We start from the raw sequence: 19,421 nt of genomic DNA on the forward strand, positions 1-19,421 counted from the left end.
CCGTCAAGGGAACGGCTGGGACCATGCCCCGATGGAGCGTTTCTCGGGATCACTGAAAAATGAACTGGTGCATCACCAGCGCTTTGTCACGCGCGAACAAGCCCGGCAGGAAATCACCGAAGACATTGAGACCTTCTACAACCGTATCCGCAAGCAGGCTCGACTTGGCTATCTATCGCCTACTGCATTCAACCAGCAGTACTATCCAAAACAGATGGCCGCTTAATCCGTTGGACTCTACGGTTGACGACCTACCTCATGGTCATCTCGTCGCATCTTTCGATCCATCCCGACTCCACGCAAAAGTCAGGATATGACCAGATTTCAATCGCCGTGAACAGCCCATTGGTAAGTCATTGATTGTTAAAAACTTTTTCAACCAATCTTCCATATGTCATTTGAGCGTCCGCGTGAATGAGAACAGCCCCTAGAATCCGGTGACGAATTTCAGGAAGAACTTGTTGCCCTGAAAGCGGTTGTCGACCCCGGTTTCATGGTTCCAGCTGCCGACGAAGCTCATCCCCTGGTAGTTGTACTGGATCGCCGGTCCGTAGGCGAAGACCTTGCCACGCCGGCCGTTGGGTGGAGCGGTGTGGCCGTTGACCTGGTCATCGGTGGTCTGCGTCAGATAATAGCCCGCCAGTCCGACGCCCCAGGGGCCGAAGTGCTGCCCGACCAGATAGTCCATGTGGAATTCGTCGCCTGACTGGTAGTCGGTGTCTCGGTTCTTCGTCTTGAGGTTGTACATCAGCTTGGCGGAAACCTCGAAACCACTCTGGTTGAGGTAGGTGAAGGCGACGATCGGCTCGAAGCTGTAATAGTTTGCCCCGATGCTGTCGGTCGGGTTGGTGTCGCTGTACTTGCCGGTGGGCAGGTAGATGTCGAGGCCGACGGTCAGGTGCCAGTCCGGGGGAAAGTGCCAGCCGATGATCAGCGGGTCGATGACCAGATCGCCGAGGCCGAAGGTGCTGCCGGTGCCAATGCCGGGGATGGGGGTGTGCAGTCGCTGGTAGACGAGTGGCACGATCGCCTGCACGGCCCAGTCGCCGCCGAGGATCTTCTGATTGGTGACATGGATGAAGCGCATCGCATCGAAGGTGGCGTCCACCTTCAGTCCGGGGACCTTGTTGCCCTTGTTGTCGCGATAGTCACCCTGATAATAGCCGAGATAGTTGATGAAGTAGTTGCCCGGCGGCGGCAGCGCGCCGGTCATGAAGTTTTCGGAGCCGTTCGGGTATTGATCGGGCCCCTCTTTCGCGGTAACCGATGTGCTGGCCAGCAGAATCGGTGTTATCAGCAGAAGGAGCTTGTGCGCTGTGTTCATTGGTTTTCTTCTCCCTGGGTGGTGATTGGTGCCCCGCTTCCTGCCAGCGCTGACGATCGGAGGCGCGGCAGGAAGCGGTATGTTACCACCCCGTCAGCGTGGTTGAAGCCGCCAGAGACTTTGCCGGACTGGCCGGCGGCGCGCTCGATCAAAGCCCGGCGCCTGGTTCGGCAGGCCTCGCCATGCCGGGGTCGGCGCGGTTTGTTGCCGGGGCCGGGCGGCAGCGGCAACATGAAGGATTGCGTGCCGCCGGTCTCCTGACAGAGGAGATGCACCGCCTCGAGCTTGTTCTGCAGATCTCACGCCAAATCGTTGATGTGCAGCATGCGATTGACCGTACGGCCGCTGCTCTCCTGTCGAGCGGTCATCAATGGTGACTTCTCCGGATCACGCGCGAAGTCGTGGGTGATGGCCAGCGCGTTGACTCCCCGGCGGCAACTCCGGTGCTGCGGCGACCGACTCGATCAGGCGGCCATCGATATGGACCTGCGGGTAGTAGCGCCACAGGGAGTCGCGGCAATCGGCACCGCTCATCGGCGAGCCGGGTGGCGTTGCGCCGGCGGTCGTGTTCATGTGCTTTCCTGCGGGTCGCTGGTGCCTGATCCAGCCTTGTCGGATAGTGACGCCGAGGATGAAATCGGGGCCGCGAAAAGTCAAACAGGGCCGGCGCTGGCCGGCTGACGTCCGTGTGGTGCCAGGCCCGCACAGGCAGGCAGCCTGGCGGGTGTCGCCTGCGCGGTTTTCGCTGGTTGCGGAGCAGCCGAGTTTGCCCTGCGGCTTCAGTTGGCGCTTGGCCAGCCGTAATATGGGATATCGTTGGCGTACTGGTGTGCCGACTCATCCGGGGGGGGGTGGAACATGAAGTCATTCAAGGGAAGAATTCTGCTCGTGCTTGTGGCGAGCTTCGTCGCCATGCTGGGCACGGCCGCCGTGCTGATCTACTTGACGCAGATCAATCAGCTGAAGAGCAGCCTGGACGCCCAGATGCGTGGCAACGAACGCGTCTTCCTGACCCAGATTGCCAGCGATGCCGAGGGACTCGGGCGCGCATTGACCGCCACGACACGGATTGACGCACTGCTCGATGCTTCCGTGGCGCACGACCGGGAACAACTGCTGCACCGGGCGAAGCCCCTGTTCGAAGATCTGAAGGCGCAATTCAGGATTACCCATTTCTACTTCTTCGAACCGGACGGTACGACTTTCCTGCGCGTCCACAAGCCCGAGCAGCACGGCGACAGGAATGGCCGCAACAGCTTCCGGATGGCGGTCGCCGCCGACAAGCTGGCGGTCAGCCTGGACATGGGCAAGAATTTCTTTTCCCTGCGTGCAGTGACTCCGGTGGTGCGCGATGGCAAAAAGATCGGCTATTGGGAACTGGCGCAGGAAATCGACCATGTCCTTCCTGCGACCCGGACGATCACCGGTGATGAGGTTGCCGTATTCCTCGCCGATGCCTACATCCAGAAAAAAGGTACCGAGATCAAGGGCGAGCGGCTGGCCGGCCTGACGCTGCTCGATGCCACCAACCAGGCACGGATGCTCGAAGTTGCGCGCGCCTTCGATCTTTCCGCCGCGGCCGCCGATTCGGTATTGCGACTGAACGCCAGTCATGCCCTGATGGGTTTCCCGTTCAAGGATGGCGCTGGCGAGGTGGCCGGCATCCTGGTCTTCGTTCGCGACATTCAGGCGGCACGCAGCGAGGTACGCGCGGCAATCCTGCGCAATCTCCTGTGCATCACGCTGATCCTGCTGCTTGGTGGTGCGGCAGTGGTGGTGGCGGTCCGGCATGCGGTCTCCCAACTGGGCGGCGATCCCGCCTACGCCGTAGCGGTCACCCGCGAGATCGCCATGGGTAATCTGTGCGTCGAGGTATGCACCGACGACCAGCGCACGGACACTCTGCTGGGTGCCGTCAAGGCGATGCAGGCCAGTCTGCGCCAGACGGTGGGCGAGATTCAGCGGAGTGCCACGGTCCTCGCCAGGGATGCGGTGACTCTTGCTGATCTGGTGCGCGAGGCCTCCGCCAGTCTGGCCAGCGAGAGCGGATCGGCGCGCTCGATCGCGCTCGCTGTGGAGGAACTGACGAGCAGTATCGGCAAGCTCAGTACCAGCGCCGGCGAGGCGCGCGCGACTGCCATGGAATCCGGCCAGTTGTCGCGACAAGGGGGGCAGGTCATCGATCGCTCGGTGGCCGAGGTATCACGGATCGCGGAAACCGTTCAACACTCGTCGGAGATGATCGAGGAACTGGTTAGCCAGTCCGATCGAATTTCGGCGGTGACCGCCGTGATCAGGGAGATCGCCGACCAGACCAACCTGCTCGCGCTCAACGCCGCGATCGAGGCAGCACGGGCCGGTGAGGCCGGGCGGGGATTTGCCGTGGTGGCTGACGAGGTGCGCAAACTGGCCGAGCGTACCGGCAAGTCGACGCAGGAAATCAGCGGCATCATCGCGCTGGTTCAGCAGAGCACGCATGCCGCACTGGAAACGATGCACGGGGAAGTGCGACAGGTTGGCCAGGGAGTCGAGCTGGCCAAGGAAGCAAGTGCTTCGATCCGCCAGATCGAAGCCGGTACGGCGCGGGTTGCCGAGGCGATCGCCAGCATTTCGGATCTGCTGCGCGCGCAAGCCTCGGCGAGCGAGCAGATGGCCACCGGTGTACAACAGGTGGCGGCAATCACCGAAAGGAATGGGGCATCCTTGCATGGCGTCAAGGACGCGGCCGTCCAGCTCGAGGCGGTCGCCGGACGTCTGCAGGCTGCGGTGAGCCGGTTCAGGATCTGATGGCGAGCCGTCGGGGGCGATGCGGTTGTGCGATGACCCGACAAGAAGTTGCTGCTGTGCTGGTGTTTTCGTCACGCATCGGGCAGCCGGAGTTTATCCCTCGCGCGCCGCCCGACGACGCTCGTTGTCGGTCAGCAGGCGCTTGCGGATACGGATGCTCTTCGGCGTGATTTCGACCAGCTCGTCGTCATCGATGAATTCGACTGCCGATTCGAGCGTCAGCGCGACCGGCGGCACCAGTCGCACTGCCTCGTCGGTACCCGAGGCGCGGATGTTGGTCAGTTGTTTGCCCTTGATCGGATTGACGACGAGATCGTTCTCGCGGCTGTGGATGCCGATCACCATGCCTTCATAGAGCTTGTCGCCCGGCACGGTGAACATCCGGCCACGGTCCTGCAGTTTCCACAGGGCGTAGGCGACGGCTTCGCCTTTTTCCGCCGAGATCAGGACGCCGTTCCGCCGCCCCGGGATGTCGCCCTTGACCGGCGCGTATTCGTCGAACACGTGGCTGATCAGTCCGGTGCCGCGGGTCATGTTCATGAACTCGCCCTGAAAACCGATCAGGCCGCGTGCCGGGATGCGGTATTCGAGACGGACGCGGCCGCGCCCGTCGGCCGACATGTCCTGCAGTTCACCCCGGCGATAACCGAGCGCTTCCATCGCCGCGCCCTGATGTGTCTCCTCGACGTCGAGCGTGAGCATTTCGTACGGTTCGCACGGTTCGCCATCGATTTCCTTGAGAATCACGCGCGGGCGGCCGACGGCGAGCTCGTAGCCCTCGCGGCGCATGGTTTCGAGCAGGATCGTCAGGTGCAGTTCGCCGCGCCCGGAAACCAGAAAGCTGTCGGTGTCGGAGGTCTCTTCGACGCGCAACGCCATGTTGGTCAACAATTCCTTGCGCAGCCGCTCACCGATCTGCCGGCTGGTGACGAACTTGCCTTCGCTGCCGGCGAGGGGGGAATTGTTGACCATGAAGGTCATGTTCAGCGTCGGCTCGTCGATGCGCAGCATCGGCAAGGCCTCGGGTTTTTCGCTGTCGGTGATCGTGCAGCCGATCGACAGATCCTCGATGCCGGTGACCAGAACGATGTCGCCGGCCAGTGCCTGCTCCATCGGTACACGTTCGAGGCCGCGGAAGCCGAACACCTGACCGACCTTGGCGTTTTTCGGGGCGCCATGCTCGAATTTGCCGTCGGCATCGGGCTGCCCGTACATCACGGTCACCTGCTGTGCCGGCTTCAGGCGACCGCGCTGGATGCGGCCAATGCCGATCCGGCCGACATAACTCGAGTAGTCGAGCGCCGAGATTTGCAGTTGCAGCGCGCCGTCGATCCCGTCTGCATGGGGTGGCGGAACGTGCTGCAGAATGGTTTCGAACATCGGTCGCATGTCGGGCGACGGCCTGGCCAGATCGAGCATCGCGTAGCCGTTGATGGCCGAGGCATAGACCACCGGAAAATCGAGCTGATCGTCGGTCGCCCCCAGTTTGTCGAACAGGTCGAAGGTGTGGTCGACCACCCAGTCGGGGCGTGCCCCGTCGCGGTCGATCTTGTTGACCACGACGATCGGCTGCAGGCCGAGGGCGAGCGCCTTCTTGGTGACGAAACGGGTCTGCGGCATCGGACCTTCGACTGCATCGACCAGCAGCAGTACGCCATCGACCATCGACAGCACACGTTCGACCTCGCCACCGAAATCGGCATGGCCGGGGGTGTCGACGATATTGATGTGAATGCCCGCGTAGTCCACCGCCAGGTTCTTGGCGAGGATGGTGATGCCGCGCTCCTTCTCGAGCTCATTCGAGTCCATCATCCGTTCGGTGATGTGTTGGTGGGCAGAGAAGCTGCCGGCCTGGACCAGCAGTTTGTCCACCAGGGTAGTCTTGCCGTGGTCGACGTGGGCGATGATGGCGATGTTGCGAACGGCACGGGACATGTGGGGCACGCCTTTGAAGAAGGGGCGTCATTCTAGCACAGGCCGGCCGGCCGCCTGCTGCACTGCAAAAAAACCGCGGCGGCGAGGCGTTTGGCTGCCTAGCCGGGCTGATTGCGCATGAAATCGGCCGTGTTGAAAAAGGCGGCGAGCAGTTTGGCGCGTGACGTTTCTTCGATGCCCACCGACTCCATGGCCAGAGACATGCAGGCTACCCACTGGTCCCGCTCAACCTCGCCAATGGCAAAGGGCATATGGCGACGGCGCAGCATCGGGTGACCGACCTGCTGGACGTAGAGGTCGGGTCCCCCCAGCCAGCCGGAAAGGAACAGAAACAGTTTGTCGCGCGCAGTCTGCAGCTCAGGCGGATGCAGTGCACGGATCGTGGCGAACTGTGGGATGCTGTCCATCAGTTCGTAGAAACGATCACACAGCCTGGCCAGCGTGCTCGCGCCGCCGATCAATAGGTAGGGGGTCGGTTCCGGCATGTCGGGATGGTCTTGCTCTCGCGGGTGAGGCCGTATTCTACCTTCTACCGGTTGTCGTCGGCGGCCAGTCCAGCCGCCCATGCTCCAGCTTGCGCCGGCCGCGGCAATGGTCGGCAGCGCGGCAGCGCGGACTGGTCTGACCGGTTTTGTTGCGGCGCAACAAAACAATTGACAGTAACTTTGGAGTTGCTAGAATTGACTTCTCGCTGCGTTGCAGCATTTGCAGTTCGGCAAGACGCCAAAGCAGCGATTTCTGAATTTTGCAACTTCAAGGAGAGTACATGTTCAAGCTGGCAGAAAAGTTCATCAGTGCCAACCGGACCGGCCTGGAAGCCTTCCGGACCATCGTCAACACCTCGCTGGACGGTATCGGCCAACTGGCGACCCTGAACCTTCAGACGGCTCGCGCCTTCGTCGAGAGCGGCGCCGGGAACCTCGCTGCATTGTCGGAAGTCAGGGACCTGGAGGGCCTGATGGCCCTGCGGCAACCGGCAGCAACGGCTGCGGCCGAGCAGTCATTTGCCTATTCGCGCCGCGCTTACGAGATTTACAGTGAGTCGTCGAGCAAGATCGTCCAGGTGTTCGACCAGCAGTTGGCCGGTATCGGCGGCGGTCTGGCCGAGGCCGTGCAGAAAGGCGGAAGGAGCGTCTCGCCAGCGGTGGACTTTGCGGTCTCCACAGCCAGGTCGCTGATGGCCATGGCCAGCCGGACCTGTGCCAGCGCCAGGCAGCCGGTCGCAGACGTGGCCGTGACCGGCCGTGCGCAGACAGTCAAACTGATCGAGAAGACCGCCTAAACGCCCGGTTGGCAAGACCGGTCGCTTCACTCGGACCCGGTGCCATGGCATCGGGTTTTTCTTCCGCACGCGCGTTGCCGCCATGGTCAGCGAACGATGGCCGGCGTGGCCGCAAGGTCGTCGGAATGCATGCTGGTGCAGCTCGGATCTCCGGCAAGAATTGCCAGAAAGCTGTCAAAGGAGCACACTGCAACACTTTTTCCATTGGCAGACGCCTTTTGGGGGTAGTCAGATGACCGAAACGATTGTTGCTTACCTGAGAGCCAATGCGGAACAACTCGATGTGGACATGGCCGAGGCGCTCAACATTCCGCTCGCCGATCTGCGTGATCAGATCGCCCAGCTCGCTGCGTCGGGAGATGTCATCTGTTGCCGGGTGACCCGCTTCATCGAGGGTCGGAAAATAGAGGGCATCAGCTGCCGTCTGTCGTGTGATCCGCCGACGCCGGCGCGTGGACGCAAGCCGGGTGTGCGCAAGGACGAGGATACCGAAACCGGGCTGTTCTGAGTTGCCCGCCCGGCGGCACCGCAGCTCGGCCGAAAGTCGGCTCAGCGCAGCAGGTGCAGTTTGAAGTAGCCCTTGATGAACTCCTGGAACTTCTCGACACCCTTCAAGGCGATTTGTAGCCGGCCGAGTTCCATCATGTTGAGTCGCTCGAGCGCGATGTAGTTGTCTGGCGGGCGGCCTTCGCGCACCGCATCGACCTGCCCGCGCAGGCGCGTCAGGACCAGGAAATCAAAGCTCTCGGCGATATTCGCCGCCATTTTCTTGTTGATCACCTTTTCGCGGACCAGCGATTCGAGCCGCTGGTGGGTGCTGCCTTCAAGTTTGCCGGCCTGAATGGCCAGTGCCTTGACTCCCTCGGAGATGGCGAAGATTCCCGCCTTCTTGATCTCCAGCATGCCTGAATGCTCGCCGTCGCTCTCCGCCTTGATGCGACCGAACCAGCCGATTGGCGGTGCGAAGCGCAGCGTATTCTCGACCATGCGCATCAGGAACAGCTTGTCGCGCTGCACGTGGGAATACACCTGATTCTTGAGTTCCTGCTCGAACGACGGATCGCCGTAGATGGTACGAATATCGACGAATGTACCGCAACTCAGGACATGCTTGGGTGTCGGCGCTTGCAGCCAGCGCTCGAGTTGGTCGCGCCATTTGGCCAGGCTGCGTCGCCACTCCTTGTTGTTGGCCATGATGCCACCCGCACAGGGCGGGATGCCGATGGTGATCAGGGAATCGATCAGTTGCTGCGAGAAGTCTTCGATCCGGCTGATGTCTGCAGCGCCGAGTTCGTCGCCATAGACGATGGCGTTGTCCTGATCGGTGAGCAGCGTCTGCTCGCCGCGCCCCTCGCTGCCGAGGACGACCAGGGCGAAGCGCTGCGGCAGTTCGGCAAAGCGCTCCTGGCAGAGCAGCGTGATCAGACGGAGCAGAATCTGGTCGTTGAGGTGAGCGATCATGCGCACCAGGTCACGAATGCGGCGCGTCCCGGTGCCGCCGTCGCTCAGATGCAGCACCAGGCCCTGGATGCGCGAGAAGACTTCCTTCAGCTCGCCGAGGTCGCGCGCCCTTTCGATGTCGAGCACGAGTTGATGTGGCGAGCTGGTCTGCAGGCGGATGATGTCGCTGTCGGTGATGATTCCGGCCAGCTTGCCGTCGCCATCCACCACCGCCAGACGATGGATCCTTTCGCGCGACATGCGGTAGAGGGCTTCGTAAAGGAGATCGTCCTCCGCGATGACCGACAGCGGGCGGTTCATGATCGCCCGCACCACCAGCTTCGATGGATCGACGCCGGCGGCGACGACCTTGTTGCGCAGATCACGGTCGGTCATCATGCCCTGCGGCAACTCGTTGTCGCAGACCACGACGCTCGATATGTTCTTTTCGCGCATGATCTTCACGACGTCGACCAGAGGGTCGTCGCTGCCACAGGTGACCACGGCGCGTTGGCAGAAATCCTTGACCGGGCGGAAAAACTGGCCTTCTTCAGCCATTGGTCGCTACTCCTCGTCGTTCGTTGGTTGTCTTCCAGCGTTGGCTTGCCTGGTCATGTCAGTGGCAGTGGATCGACGGCCGCCTGCGGGCGGGATTCTAGCACCGGGTCGATTCCCGCAGACCGTTGGCGTGCTCCTTGACGGGTCCGGCGTGGCACGGCGAGGCTCGAGACGCTGCCCGGTTGCTCACGTCCCGCTGTCGGCAGTCTCGGCGCCGGCGTCTGGTGTGTCGCCGGCACCGGCGACTCCCGCCTGCTGCCGGTGCAACGCGGCCTTGGCGAGCAGATGTGCGGTCACCGGAGCGGTGATGAAAAGGAAGAACAGGATGGCCAGTTCGTGCAGGCTGATGCCGCCATGCCCGTCACTCGTGAAGAAGATCGCCGACGCAAGCAGCATGGCACCGACACCGAGGGTGGTCGCCTTGGTCGGACCGTGCAGGCGGGTCAGGAAATCGGGCAGCCGCGCCAGCCCGATCGAACCGAGCAGCACGAAGAGGGCGCCGAGCACGATCAGGAAGGCGATGACGGACTCGCTGAGCGGACTCATTCGATGATGTCTCCGCGCAGGAGGAACTTGCACAGCGCAACCGTGCCGACGAAGCCGAGCAGCGCCAGCAACAGGGCGGCTTCGAAATAGGCGGTGCTGGCACTGCGAATCCCGAACAGGACAAGCAGCGCGATGGCGTTGATTCCCAGGGTATCGAGCGCCAGGATGCGATCAGTCAGGTCCGGTCCGCGCAGCAGGCGATAGAAGTTGAGCGCCTGTGCTGCGCCGATCAGGACGAAGGCGATCTCGATGGCGGAGTTCAGCATGCGAATATCTCCCTGAGTGGCATTTCGTAACGCAGCTTGATCTCGGTGATCAACGCCTGCGGGTCGGGCGCGTCCAGGGCATGGACGAGCATCACCCAGCGCTGCCGGTCGACGTCGATCGCCACGGTGCCCGGCGTCAGCGACACGATACTGCCGAGCAGCGTGGCGATGAAAGGATCGCGCAGGTCGAGCGGTACTTCGACGAAGGCCGGGGACAGGCGGTGCAGCGGCCCGATCACCTGCCGTGCGACGCGCCAGTTGGCGGTCACGATGTCGAGCGCGAAAACACCGAGAAAACGGAGTGCCTGCCAGGGCCGGACGAGGCGCGGCGGGTTCGACCAGAAGGCCTGCGTCCAGCGCGGCACGACAATGGCCAGCAAGCCACCGAGCAGGAGCAGGCCGAGCGATGCGGCGTTGGTGATCAGTACCCAAAGCACGAAGACGGTGAGCGACAGCCAGGGTCGCGGCAGCAGGTGACGCATCAGCGTGTCCCCTGCGGTGCGGCCTGTGCCGACGGCGTTGCCAGCACACCGGCCAGGTAGGCGGTGGGTGTATGCAACTGGCGGGCGGCGCGCTCGGCGTAGTCGCTCAGCGGGCGGGCGAAAAGGGCGAACAGCGGTCCGGCGGTGACCAGCAGCAGGGTGGCGGTCGCCCGCTGCCAGGCGAATGTCGGCGCTGCAGTCTGCTCGCCCGTCGCCGGGTGTTTCCAGATCAGGTAGCAACCGTCACGTGCCAGCGCGATCATGACCAGGAAACCGGCGGCCAGCAGCACACTCCAGATGGCCGGTCCGGCAGCCACCTCACGCAGCGCCGTGAGCAGCATCAGCTTGCCGATGAACCCCGAGAACGGCGGTAATCCGGCGGCGGTCGCCGCCAGGATCAGGAAGGCGACCTTCTGCCAGGTTGCGGGTGGCGGTCCGCTCCGGAAGTGGTCGGCTGCGGCGCCGCGCTGTTCGGCGATCACTCCGGCGAGCAGGAAGAAGCCCGCACCGGTGAGCGTAGACTGCCCCAGGTAGTAGAGGGCTGCCGCGCTCGCCTGGACGCTTGCCTGCGCCGGAGTCAGCAGCAGGCTGCCGGCCGAGAGCAGCACCAGCCAGGCCGCCAGCGCGCGCAGGCGTGGCGCGGCAAGCACGCCCAGGGCGGCGAAGACGATGGTGGCCAGCGCCAGGGTGGTCAACCAGGAGTCGAGCAGGTCGGGCAGCGCAGGTGCCAGCGCGATCGCCTGGACGCGCAGGATGGCAACGATACCCACCTTGGTCATGATCGCGAACAGCGCGGCAACCGGCGCGCCGGCCGCTGTGTAGGTGTGCGGCAGCCAGAACGAGAGTGGCAGTAGTCCCGCCTTGAGTGCAAAAACGGCAATGAGCAGGGCAAAGGCCAGCCTGGCGAGTGCCGGATCGTGCCCCGGCAGGGTCAGGCGATGCGCCAGATCCGCCAGGTTGAGCGTACCCAGCGTCCCGTAGAGCAGTCCCAGGGCGATCAGGAAGAGGGCGGACCCGAGCAGATTGAGCACCACGTAGCTGATTCCGGCGCGCGTTCTCGCCAGCCCGCCACCATGCGCGAGCAGCGTGTAGGAGGCGAGCAGCATCACTTCGAAGAAGACGAACAGGTTGAACAGATCTCCGGTGAGGAAGGCTCCGTTGAGGCCGACCAGTTGAAACTGGAAGAGCGGGTGGAAATGTCGCCCGCGCTCGTCGAAGCCGCTGCTGGCGTAGAGCAGCGCGACGCAGCCGAGGAGCGCGCTGAGCAGGGTCATGGCAGCGGCCAGCCGGTCGACCACCAGCACGATGCCGAAAGGCGCCGGCCAGTCGCCCAGCGCATAAACCCGCAGCAAGCCGTCGTCGGCGAGCAGTGTCAGCCAGCCGGTGACCAGCAGCAGCAGGCTGGTGGACAGAAGCCCGACGGCACGCTGGAAGGTGCGTTGTGCGTCGGCCATCTGCAGCAGTGCGGCAGCGAAGGGAATGAGGATCGGCAGGATCGGCAGGTGGTTGCGCATCACGGTTCTTCGGCGGCGTCGACGTGATCGCCGCCCGATTCGGCGAGGGCGCGCAGGGCGAGCATCGCCAGGTAGGCAGTCATGCCGAAACCGATGACGATCGCCGTGAGCACCAGTGCCTGCGGCAAGGGATCGGTAGGACTGGCGGCGGCTCCGATCAGCGGTGGGGCGTCCAGACGCAGGCGGCCGCTGGCAAAAAGGAAGAGGTTGACGGCATAGGAGAGCAGGGTCAGGCCGAGCAGTACCGGGAAGGTGCGCGCGCGCAGGATGAGGAACACGCCGCAGGCGGTCAGTACGCCGATGGCGGTGGCCAGGAGCGCTTCCATCAGGCTTCCTCATGCGGCGCGTCGAGACGCAGCGACAGTTGGCCGAGTCCTGCCAGGACGCTGACGACGACCGTCACGACGACGACGTAGACACCGAGGTCGAAAACCATGGCCGAGGCCAGCTCGACGTCGCCGATCAGCGGCAGGTGTACGTGACCGTGCGCACTGGTCAGGAAAGGACGGCCAAAGGGCCAGCTCGCTAGTCCGATGCCGGCGGTCAGGCACAAACCGAGGGCCAGCAGCCTGACCGCGTGTCGTGGCATGCGTGGCTGTGCGTAGGCGATACCGTTCGCCAGATACTGCAGGACCAGCGCGACGCTGGTGATCAGCCCGGCGACAAAGCCGCCACCCGGTGCATTGTGTCCGCGCAGGAACACGTAGACCGAAACGGTCAGCGCCAGGGGCAGCAAGGGGCGCATCAGCATCGAGAGAAACAGGGGGTGCGCTTCGCTGGCCCATGCTCGGCCATCGGCATCGCGCTGCGGTGGGTGCAGGATGAGGCGGTCGAGCAGGGCGTGCGAGGCAAGGGCGACCATGGCCAGCACGGTGATTTCGCCGAGCGTGTCGAAACCGCGGAAATCGACCAGGATGACATTGACCACGTTGGCGCCACCGCCACCGGGAAGCGATTGCTGCAGATAGAATTCCGAGATCGTCGCAGACGGTGCGGCAAGCATCTGCAGCGTTGTCAGGGCCAGGCCGCCGCCCGCGAGCAGGGCGAGCAGCAGGTCGCGGATCAGGCGGCGGGCACTGCTTGCCGGCGTGTTGCGCGCTGGCAGATAGTAGAGCACGAGCAACATCAGAACGATGGTCCCCATCTCCACGGCAAGCTGGGTCAGGGCCAGGTCGGGTGCCGACAGGCGGATGAAGGTCAGTGTCACGGCCAGCCCGACCACGCTGACCAGGATCAGGGCGAGCAACCTGTTGCGGTAGAGTGCGGTGGCGCCCAGCGTGCCGAGCAGCAGTACGAGCAGCGCCCCGACCGCTGCTTCATCGGCAGCCACACCGGGCAGTCGGGCTTCGCTTCGGCCGCTTGCCGAGAAGAACGCCCAGCCGCCGAGCAGCACGACAAAACCGACGAGCAGCGCGCAGTAACGTTGTAGCGAACCATTGTCGAGCAGGGCGATCATCCGCCGCGCGCCCTTGGTGAGGGTGCGATAGAAACGCTCGAAGGCGGTGCGCGGGTGCATCGGTGGCAACTGATCCTGCCAGGCGAACAGCGGGCGGCGCAGCGCATAGATCAATACGCCGCTGGTCAGGGCCAGCAGGCTCATCAGGAGCGGTTGGTTGAAGCCGTGCCAAAGCGCCAGATGGAAGTCCGGCAACGGCCCCTGCAGCGCGGCGCCGGCAGCGGCTTCGAGCAGGCGACCGACGGTCCACGCCGGGAGAATGCCGACCAGCAGGCAGAGGAGGACCAACAGTTCGATCGGCGCGCGCATCCAGCGCGGCGGTTCGTGCGGTTGGCGCGGCAGGTCGATCGGCTCGCCATTGAAAAAGACGTCGTGCACGAAGCGCGACGAATAGGCGACCGCCAGCATGCCGGCGATCGTCGCAAACAGTGGTAAGGCCCAGCCGATCGCCGCAAACTGTGGATAACTGACGGCTTCGGCGAAGAACATTTCCTTGCTCAGGAATCCGTTGAGTAGCGGTACACCGGCCATCGAGCCGGCGGCGATGATTGCCAGTGTCGCGGTGATCGGCATGTAGCGGAACATCCCATTGACCCGCCGCATGTCGCGCGTGCCGCATTCATGGTCGACCACGCCGGCGGCCATGAACAGCGAGGCCTTGAAGATGGCGTGGTTGATGATGTGGAAGAGGCCGGCGATTACCGACAGCGGCGTGTCGAGACCGAACAGCAGGGTGATCAGACCGAGGTGGCTGATCGTCGAGTAGGCCAGCAGCCCCTTGATGTCGTGACGAAAAAGGGCGATTGTCGCGCCGTAGACGAGGGTGATGGCGCCACTGCCGCCGACCAGCCAGAACCACAGGTCGCTGCTGCCGAGCACCGGATAGAGCCGGGCGAGCAGGAAAACCCCGGCCTTGACCATGGTCGCCGAATGCAGGTAGGCCGACACCGGGGTCGGTGCCGTCATCGCGTTGGGTAGCCAGAAGTGGAACGGGAACTGTGCCGACTTGCTGAAGGCGCCAAGCAGGATGAGCATCAGTGCCGGTGCGTAGAGCCGGTGGGTGCGAACCCTTTCACCGGCGGCCAGGATGGCCGACAGGTCGTAGCTGCCGACGATATGGCCGAGCAGCAGGATGCCGGCGAGCAGCGCGAGGCCACCACCACCGGTGACCGCCAGCGCCATGCGTGCCCCGATGCGCGACTCGTACTTCTCGCTGTTGTAGGCCACCAGGAGAAACGACGAGAGGCTGGTGAGTTCCCAGAAAACGAGCAGGAGGAGCAGGTTCTCGGACAGCACGACGCCGAGCATGGCGGCCATGAACAGCAGGAGGATCGAATAGAAGCGCCCAAGCGGATCGCTCGATGGCAGGTACCAGGCGGCGTAGAGCACCACCAGCAGACCGATGCCGAGGATCAGCAGGCAGAACAGCAATCCTAGACCATCGAGTCGCAGATTGAGGTCGAGTCCGTAGGTGGGCAACCAAGCCAGGTGCAGCAGCTCGGTTTGGCCAGCGAGCGCCGCCGGGGTCAGCGGCAGCAGCAGGGCGAGGCAACTGGCCATCACCGTCGTCGCCGCCAGCCCGGTCACTGCCCGCCCGAAGCGCTGCAAGAGGAGGGGTAGCAGGCAGGCACCGAAAGCGGTGGCAGGAATTGCCGCGAGCAACAGGCTCGAGTTGATGGGAAGCTCCATTTGCCGAATCGCCAGTCGATGGTGTCGGAGGCAAGATTATAGTGGTCCTGGCCGGCTGCTGCCGGTAGATGTCGGAAGGAGCGGTGGCGCGCCGTCATTATCCCGTAACATTGCCCATCTACGCTGCCTCGGTCTCCTGCTGCCGTCCGAAACGAGTCCTGCCCCATGAATGATCACCTGAGCAAGCAGTTCGATCTCGAACTCGAAAACATTCGCACACGCATCCTGCAGATGGGTGGGCTGGTCGAAAGACAGGTGCTGGCTGCGGTCGATGCCTTCAGCACCGGCAATCTCGAGGAAATGCAGCAGGTCATCGACAATGACCGCGAAGTGGACGCGCACGAAGTCGGCATCGACGAAGACTGCACCCTGTTGATCGCGCGTCGACAGCCGACGGCACGTGATCTCCGCCTGGTGATGGCCATCTCGCGCATCGTCACCGACCTCGAGCGGATCGGCGACAAGGCCTCGAAGATCGCTCGCATGTCGAAGAAACTGCACCAGGCGGGCGGTCAGCGCATCCCTCGACTATCCGACGTACACCATTGCGGACGGCTGGCCAACGACATGCTGCAGGGATCGCTCGACTCGCTGGCGCGTATGGATGTCGATGCGGCGCGTCAGGTGATCGGCGCCGACAAGGCGATCGATGCGGCATTCAACGCCATCCTGCGGCAATTGATCACCTACATGATGGAAGATCCGCGCACGATCAGCGAGGCCCTGGACATCATCTGGATTGCCAAGGCCATCGAGCGCGTCGGCGATCACGCGACGAACATCGCCGAAAACGTCATCTACGTGGTCGGCGGCGTCGACATCCGGCACAGCGCGCCGGCTGCCAGCAAGGCGGATGGCGCATGACACGCACGGAGTCCAGACTGCCCGCGATCCTTGTCGTCGAAGACGACAAGGGCATTCAAGAGCTGCTACGCTTCACGCTGGTCTGTGCCGGCTACGAGCCGCTGTGTGCCGACAGCACCGAGCAGGCTGAGGCACTGGTGCGTGGCCGCCTGCCCGATATCGCTCTGATCGACTGGATGCTTCCCGGCCAGTCCGGTCTGGTGCTGACCCGCAACCTGCGCCGCGAGCGGCGGACGCGCAAGCTGCCGATCATCATGCTGACCGCGCGCGGTGAGGAGGCGGATCGCGTGGCCGGGCTCGAAGGCGGAGCCGACGACTATATCGTCAAGCCCTTCAGTCCGAAGGAACTGGTGGCGCGCGTGCAGGCGCTGCTGCGGCGCTGTGCTCCGGAGTTTGCCAGGGGGACGCTGGTGGTCGGTCCGCTCGAACTCGACACGGTTGCTTACGAGGCGCGTGTCGAGGGGCAGCGAATCAGTCTGACCCCGACCGAATTCCGTCTCTTGCGCTTCCTGATGGGCAACCCCGGGCGTGTCTATTCACGCCAGCAACTGCTCGACCACGTCTGGGGTGACCATGTCTATATCGAGGACCGTACCGTCGACATTCACATCCGGCGTCTGCGCCTCGCTCTGGGGCCGGTTGCCGAGCATCTGGTGGCGACCGTGCGTGGGGCCGGTTACAAACTCAGTGCCCCGCCGGGGGTACCGCAAAGCGTGGCATGACTGCGGCTGGGCGGCGGTTCATGCGCCTCGTGCTAACCAACGTCTTGCCGATCGCCGGCCTCGGCCTGCTCACCACGCTTCTGCATGATTCCGCCTGGGGTTGGGCAACGACCACCCTGGGTTTGCTGCTGGTGGTCATCGTCCAGACCAGAAGCCTGGCATCGTTTGCGGCGTGGATCGATGATCCGCAGCGCTCCGACGCTCCGGATCACGCTGGTGAGTGGGGCGAAATCTACCTGAAGTTATCGCGCAGGCTGCGCGTCGAGGCGCGCGCGCGCGACGAGATCGAGGCCAGACTGCGCTCCTTCACCGATGCGATGGACGCCGTGCCCGACGGTCTGGTGATCGTTGACGGCAACCATCAGGTGCAATGGGCCAATCGTGCAGCGGGCGATCATCTCGGAATCCGCGTGCCGCGCGACGGCGGTGCGATCATCGAACAACTGGTGCGTACGCCAGGTTTTGCCGAATACCTGGGCAAGCCTGGGGAGCCGTCACCATTCATTGTCCAGTCGCCGGCGGCGCGTGCGCGCACCTATGCGCTGCGCATCGTGCCGCTGGGCCAGCGCAACACCTTGCTGGTCAGTCTCGACGTGACCGATGCCCGGCGGGTCGAGACGATGCGCAGCACCTTCGTCGCCAACGTCTCGCATGAATTGCGGACACCCTTGACCGTGGTCAGTGGTTTCCTCGAACACTTTGCCGACGAAGGTTCGATGAGTGCCGAGCAGCGCCAGCAGTTTGCCCACCTGATGAGCGAACAGACCAGGCGCATGTTGAGTCTGGTGGACGACCTGTTGACCCTGTCGCGCCTGGAGGCGGAGGATGCTCCGGCAAGCGAGGAGGAGGTCGACATGGACGAGCTTCTGGCGCAATTGCTGGCAGAAGGGCAGAGCCTCAGTGAAGGCCGGCATCGCATCCAGGCCAGTTGCAAGGGTCCGGCCCTGCGTGGAAACCGCAAGGAGTTGCACAGTGCCTTTGGCAATCTGGTCTCCAACGCCATTCGCTACACTCCGCCCGGCGGCGAGATCCGCATCAAATGGAAGCTGCGCGGCGAGCTTGGAGTCTTCTCGGTACGCGACTCGGGTGTCGGCATTGCGGCGGAACACCTGCCACGACTCACCGAGCGCTTCTACCGCGTCGATCGTGGTCGCTCGCGTGACACCGGAGGCACTGGTCTCGGCCTGGCCATCGTCAAGCACATCCTACTGCGCCACCAGGCAAACCTGGCGATCGATTCCCGGGTCGGGGAAGGCAGCACCTTTCGCGCAGAGTTTCCGGACTGGCGGCTGCGGCCGGATGATCCGCCGAGCGACGATCCTCAGACAAGCGGCTGACGTTGCAAGGTTGACCGACTTCCCGGACTGCGGTATACGGCGAAGCGCATACACATACAGCTTGATGGCTGTGGACCAAGCAGACTCGAAACCAGGGTCGATCAGCCACAGGCCGGGTCCGGATCGATTGAGAAACCATGAGGAGCGGTGATGGAACGGGAAGCAATGGACTATGACGTGGTGGTTGTCGGTGGCGGGCCGGCCGGTTTGAGTGCGGCCATTCGCCTCAAGCAGTTGAATCCCGAGCTGTCGGTCATGGTTCTCGAGAAAGGTTCGGAGATCGGTGCCCACATCCTGTCGGGTGCCCTGTTCGAGACCCGGGCACTTGACGAACTGCTGCCCGACTGGCCGGCGAAGGGAGCACCGGTGACCACACCGGTCAGCGAAGACCGGGTTTTCCTCTATCGCAGCGAAACTTCGGCGGTCAAGCTGCCGGCTTTCGCCGTCCCGGCACCGATGCACAACACGGGCAACTGGATCATCAGTCTGGGCAGCCTCTGTCGCTGGCTGGCTGAGCAGGCGGAGGCGCTTGGCGTTGAAATCTTCCCCGGTTTTGCCGCAGCCGAGGTGCTCTACCATGAAGACGGTACGGTCAAGGGCGTTGCCACCGGCGACATGGGACGCGACAAGCATGGCGAGCCGAAAGACAGCTTCCAGCCCGGCCTCGAGTTGCACGCCAGGTACACGCTGTTCGCCGAAGGTGCGCGCGGCCAGCTCGGCAAGGAGCTGATTGCCCGCTACGATCTCGCGGCGGGCACCACTGCACAGCACTACGGTCTCGGGATCAAGGAGCTCTGGCAGATCGATCCGGCCAAGCATCGGCCTGGCCTGGTGGTCCACGGGGCCGGCTGGCCGCTCAGCGAACACGGGGCCACCGGCGGTTCCTTCCTCTATCACCTCGACGACTGCCAGGTCGCCGTGGGTCTGATCGCCGATCTCAATTACGCCAACCCTTACCTTTCACCCTTCGAGGAGTTTCAGCGCTTCAAGCTGCAGAGCGAGATCAGGAAGTATCTCGAAGGCGGCAAGCGTCTGTGCTACGGCGCGCGGGCGATTACCAAGGGCGGACTCAACAGCTTGCCGAAGCAGAGCTTCCCCGGCGGCCTGCTGCTTGGCTGCGACGCCGGCACGCTCAACTTCGCCAAGATCAAGGGCGTGCATACCGCGATGAAGTCGGGAATGCTGGCGGCCGAGACAGTGCACGCCGCCTTGCAGTCGG

Annotated in this window: 19 protein-coding genes; 8 read left to right on the forward strand and 11 right to left on the reverse strand. The window is 63.7% G+C overall.

Annotated features, from left to right (window positions below):
• A partial coding sequence (locus tag JNK99_RS05825; protein WP_291849985.1) for an IS3 family transposase occupies positions 1 to 226 on the forward strand: 226 nt, incomplete at its 5' end.
• A gap of 201 nt (positions 227 to 427) precedes the next feature.
• On the opposite strand, the gene JNK99_RS05830 is transcribed toward JNK99_RS05825, so the two are convergent.
• Both JNK99_RS05830 and JNK99_RS05835 read right to left on the reverse strand, forming a co-directional pair.
• Entirely contained in the window at positions 428 to 1,324 is an 897-nt protein-coding gene (locus tag JNK99_RS05830; protein ID WP_291849990.1) for a transporter, read from the reverse strand.
• Between the two features lie 387 nt (positions 1,325 to 1,711).
• Positions 1,712 to 1,897 carry a hypothetical protein gene (locus JNK99_RS05835; protein ID WP_291849992.1) on the reverse strand — a complete coding sequence of 62 codons (186 nt, stop codon included), beginning with the start codon at positions 1,895 to 1,897 and terminating at the stop codon, positions 1,712 to 1,714.
• A 285-nt stretch (positions 1,898 to 2,182) separates the two neighbouring features.
• Between JNK99_RS05835 and JNK99_RS05840 the strand changes: the two genes are divergently transcribed.
• Positions 2,183 to 4,111, forward strand: coding sequence for a methyl-accepting chemotaxis protein (locus tag JNK99_RS05840; RefSeq protein ID WP_291849995.1), 1,929 nt, complete (start codon positions 2,183 to 2,185; stop codon positions 4,109 to 4,111).
• Positions 4,112 to 4,204: 93 nt separating this feature from the next.
• On the opposite strand, the gene typA is transcribed toward JNK99_RS05840, so the two are convergent.
• Together typA and JNK99_RS05850 are read right to left on the reverse strand one after the other, a co-directional pair.
• A complete protein-coding gene (typA, locus tag JNK99_RS05845) occupies positions 4,205 to 6,046 on the reverse strand; it encodes a translational GTPase TypA (RefSeq protein WP_291849998.1) in 1,842 nt (613 codons plus the stop codon).
• A gap of 98 nt (positions 6,047 to 6,144) precedes the next feature.
• A complete protein-coding gene (locus JNK99_RS05850) occupies positions 6,145 to 6,531 on the reverse strand; it encodes a group II truncated hemoglobin (RefSeq protein WP_291850000.1) in 387 nt (128 codons plus the stop codon).
• 281 nt (positions 6,532 to 6,812) lie between these two features.
• Between JNK99_RS05850 and JNK99_RS05855 the strand changes: the two genes are divergently transcribed.
• Both JNK99_RS05855 and JNK99_RS05860 read left to right on the forward strand, forming a co-directional pair.
• Positions 6,813 to 7,328 (forward strand): phasin family protein, encoded by a 516-nt coding sequence (locus JNK99_RS05855; protein WP_291850003.1) that lies wholly within the window; start codon positions 6,813 to 6,815, stop codon positions 7,326 to 7,328.
• A 232-nt stretch (positions 7,329 to 7,560) separates the two neighbouring features.
• Positions 7,561 to 7,836, forward strand: a complete 276-nt coding sequence (locus JNK99_RS05860) for an ArsR family transcriptional regulator (RefSeq protein WP_291850006.1) — start codon at positions 7,561 to 7,563, stop codon at positions 7,834 to 7,836.
• Between the two features lie 41 nt (positions 7,837 to 7,877).
• On the opposite strand, the gene JNK99_RS05865 is transcribed toward JNK99_RS05860, so the two are convergent.
• The 7 genes from JNK99_RS05865 to JNK99_RS05895 form a co-directional block, all read right to left on the reverse strand.
• Entirely contained in the window at positions 7,878 to 9,326 is a 1,449-nt protein-coding gene (locus JNK99_RS05865) for a DUF294 nucleotidyltransferase-like domain-containing protein (protein ID WP_291850009.1), read from the reverse strand.
• Positions 9,327 to 9,512: 186 nt separating this feature from the next.
• Complete coding sequence (locus JNK99_RS05870; protein ID WP_291850011.1) at positions 9,513 to 9,872, reverse strand: Na+/H+ antiporter subunit G; 360 nt, start codon at positions 9,870 to 9,872, stop codon at positions 9,513 to 9,515.
• Positions 9,869 to 10,138, reverse strand: a complete 270-nt coding sequence (locus tag JNK99_RS05875; RefSeq protein ID WP_291850014.1) for a K+/H+ antiporter subunit F — start codon at positions 10,136 to 10,138, stop codon at positions 9,869 to 9,871. Before JNK99_RS05875 ends, JNK99_RS05870 begins: the two co-directional genes overlap by 4 nt.
• The gene (locus tag JNK99_RS05880; protein WP_291850017.1) at positions 10,132 to 10,620 is read right to left on the reverse strand and encodes a Na+/H+ antiporter subunit E; all 489 of its coding nucleotides are present in this window, start codon (positions 10,618 to 10,620) and stop codon (positions 10,132 to 10,134) included. The genes JNK99_RS05875 and JNK99_RS05880 overlap by 7 nt, the downstream gene beginning before the upstream one ends.
• Entirely contained in the window at positions 10,620 to 12,134 is a 1,515-nt protein-coding gene (locus JNK99_RS05885) for a monovalent cation/H+ antiporter subunit D (RefSeq protein ID WP_291850021.1), read from the reverse strand. The genes JNK99_RS05880 and JNK99_RS05885 overlap by 1 nt, the downstream gene beginning before the upstream one ends.
• The gene (locus JNK99_RS05890) at positions 12,134 to 12,460 is read right to left on the reverse strand and encodes a Na+/H+ antiporter subunit C (protein ID WP_291850024.1); all 327 of its coding nucleotides are present in this window, start codon (positions 12,458 to 12,460) and stop codon (positions 12,134 to 12,136) included. Before JNK99_RS05890 ends, JNK99_RS05885 begins: the two co-directional genes overlap by 1 nt.
• Entirely contained in the window at positions 12,460 to 15,279 is a 2,820-nt protein-coding gene (locus tag JNK99_RS05895) for a monovalent cation/H+ antiporter subunit A (RefSeq protein WP_291850027.1), read from the reverse strand. Before JNK99_RS05895 ends, JNK99_RS05890 begins: the two co-directional genes overlap by 1 nt.
• Positions 15,280 to 15,444: 165 nt before the next feature.
• On the opposite strand from JNK99_RS05895, the gene phoU reads away from it, so the two are divergent.
• The 4 genes from phoU to JNK99_RS05915 all read left to right on the forward strand — a co-directional run.
• Positions 15,445 to 16,143: a phosphate signaling complex protein PhoU gene (gene phoU / locus JNK99_RS05900; RefSeq protein ID WP_291850030.1), complete on the forward strand. Its 699-nt coding sequence runs from the start codon at positions 15,445 to 15,447 to the stop codon at positions 16,141 to 16,143.
• Positions 16,140 to 16,865 (forward strand): phosphate regulon transcriptional regulator PhoB, encoded by a 726-nt coding sequence (gene phoB, locus JNK99_RS05905; protein ID WP_291850033.1) that lies wholly within the window; start codon positions 16,140 to 16,142, stop codon positions 16,863 to 16,865. The genes phoU and phoB overlap by 4 nt, the downstream gene beginning before the upstream one ends.
• A 20-nt stretch (positions 16,866 to 16,885) precedes the next feature.
• Positions 16,886 to 18,202: a phosphate regulon sensor histidine kinase PhoR gene (phoR, locus tag JNK99_RS05910; RefSeq protein WP_291850036.1), complete on the forward strand. Its 1,317-nt coding sequence runs from the start codon at positions 16,886 to 16,888 to the stop codon at positions 18,200 to 18,202.
• A gap of 150 nt (positions 18,203 to 18,352) precedes the next feature.
• The coding region (locus tag JNK99_RS05915; protein WP_291850038.1) for an NAD(P)/FAD-dependent oxidoreductase at positions 18,353 to 19,421 on the forward strand (1,069 nt) is incomplete at its 3' end.

This window comes from Accumulibacter sp. (assembly GCF_016789985.1).
Taxonomy (GTDB): Bacteria; Pseudomonadota; Gammaproteobacteria; order Burkholderiales; family Rhodocyclaceae; genus Accumulibacter.

What these genes read in the sequence shown, in the direction of transcription:
- JNK99_RS05885 (WP_291850021.1), bottom strand. Translation starts at nt 12,134, where the DNA reads ATGCGCAACCACCTGCCGATCCTGCCGATCCTCATTCCCTTCGCTGCC.
- JNK99_RS05840 (WP_291849995.1), top strand. Translation starts at nt 2,183, where the DNA reads ATGAAGTCATTCAAGGGAAGAATTCTGCTCGTGCTTGTGGCGAGCTTC.
- phoB (WP_291850033.1), top strand. Translation starts at nt 16,140, where the DNA reads ATGACACGCACGGAGTCCAGACTGCCCGCGATCCTTGTCGTCGAAGAC.
- phoR (WP_291850036.1), top strand. Translation starts at nt 16,886, where the DNA reads ATGCGCCTCGTGCTAACCAACGTCTTGCCGATCGCCGGCCTCGGCCTG.
- JNK99_RS05835 (WP_291849992.1), bottom strand. Translation starts at nt 1,897, where the DNA reads ATGAACACGACCGCCGGCGCAACGCCACCCGGCTCGCCGATGAGCGGT.
- JNK99_RS05860 (WP_291850006.1), top strand. Translation starts at nt 7,561, where the DNA reads ATGACCGAAACGATTGTTGCTTACCTGAGAGCCAATGCGGAACAACTC.
- JNK99_RS05875 (WP_291850014.1), bottom strand. Translation starts at nt 10,138, where the DNA reads ATGCTGAACTCCGCCATCGAGATCGCCTTCGTCCTGATCGGCGCAGCA.
- typA (WP_291849998.1), bottom strand. Translation starts at nt 6,046, where the DNA reads ATGTCCCGTGCCGTTCGCAACATCGCCATCATCGCCCACGTCGACCAC.
- JNK99_RS05865 (WP_291850009.1), bottom strand. Translation starts at nt 9,326, where the DNA reads ATGGCTGAAGAAGGCCAGTTTTTCCGCCCGGTCAAGGATTTCTGCCAA.
- phoU (WP_291850030.1), top strand. Translation starts at nt 15,445, where the DNA reads ATGAATGATCACCTGAGCAAGCAGTTCGATCTCGAACTCGAAAACATT.
- JNK99_RS05890 (WP_291850024.1), bottom strand. Translation starts at nt 12,460, where the DNA reads ATGGAAGCGCTCCTGGCCACCGCCATCGGCGTACTGACCGCCTGCGGC.
- JNK99_RS05830 (WP_291849990.1), bottom strand. Translation starts at nt 1,324, where the DNA reads ATGAACACAGCGCACAAGCTCCTTCTGCTGATAACACCGATTCTGCTG.
- JNK99_RS05850 (WP_291850000.1), bottom strand. Translation starts at nt 6,531, where the DNA reads ATGCCGGAACCGACCCCCTACCTATTGATCGGCGGCGCGAGCACGCTG.
- JNK99_RS05870 (WP_291850011.1), bottom strand. Translation starts at nt 9,872, where the DNA reads ATGAGTCCGCTCAGCGAGTCCGTCATCGCCTTCCTGATCGTGCTCGGC.
- JNK99_RS05880 (WP_291850017.1), bottom strand. Translation starts at nt 10,620, where the DNA reads ATGCGTCACCTGCTGCCGCGACCCTGGCTGTCGCTCACCGTCTTCGTG.
- JNK99_RS05855 (WP_291850003.1), top strand. Translation starts at nt 6,813, where the DNA reads ATGTTCAAGCTGGCAGAAAAGTTCATCAGTGCCAACCGGACCGGCCTG.
- JNK99_RS05895 (WP_291850027.1), bottom strand. Translation starts at nt 15,279, where the DNA reads ATGGAGCTTCCCATCAACTCGAGCCTGTTGCTCGCGGCAATTCCTGCC.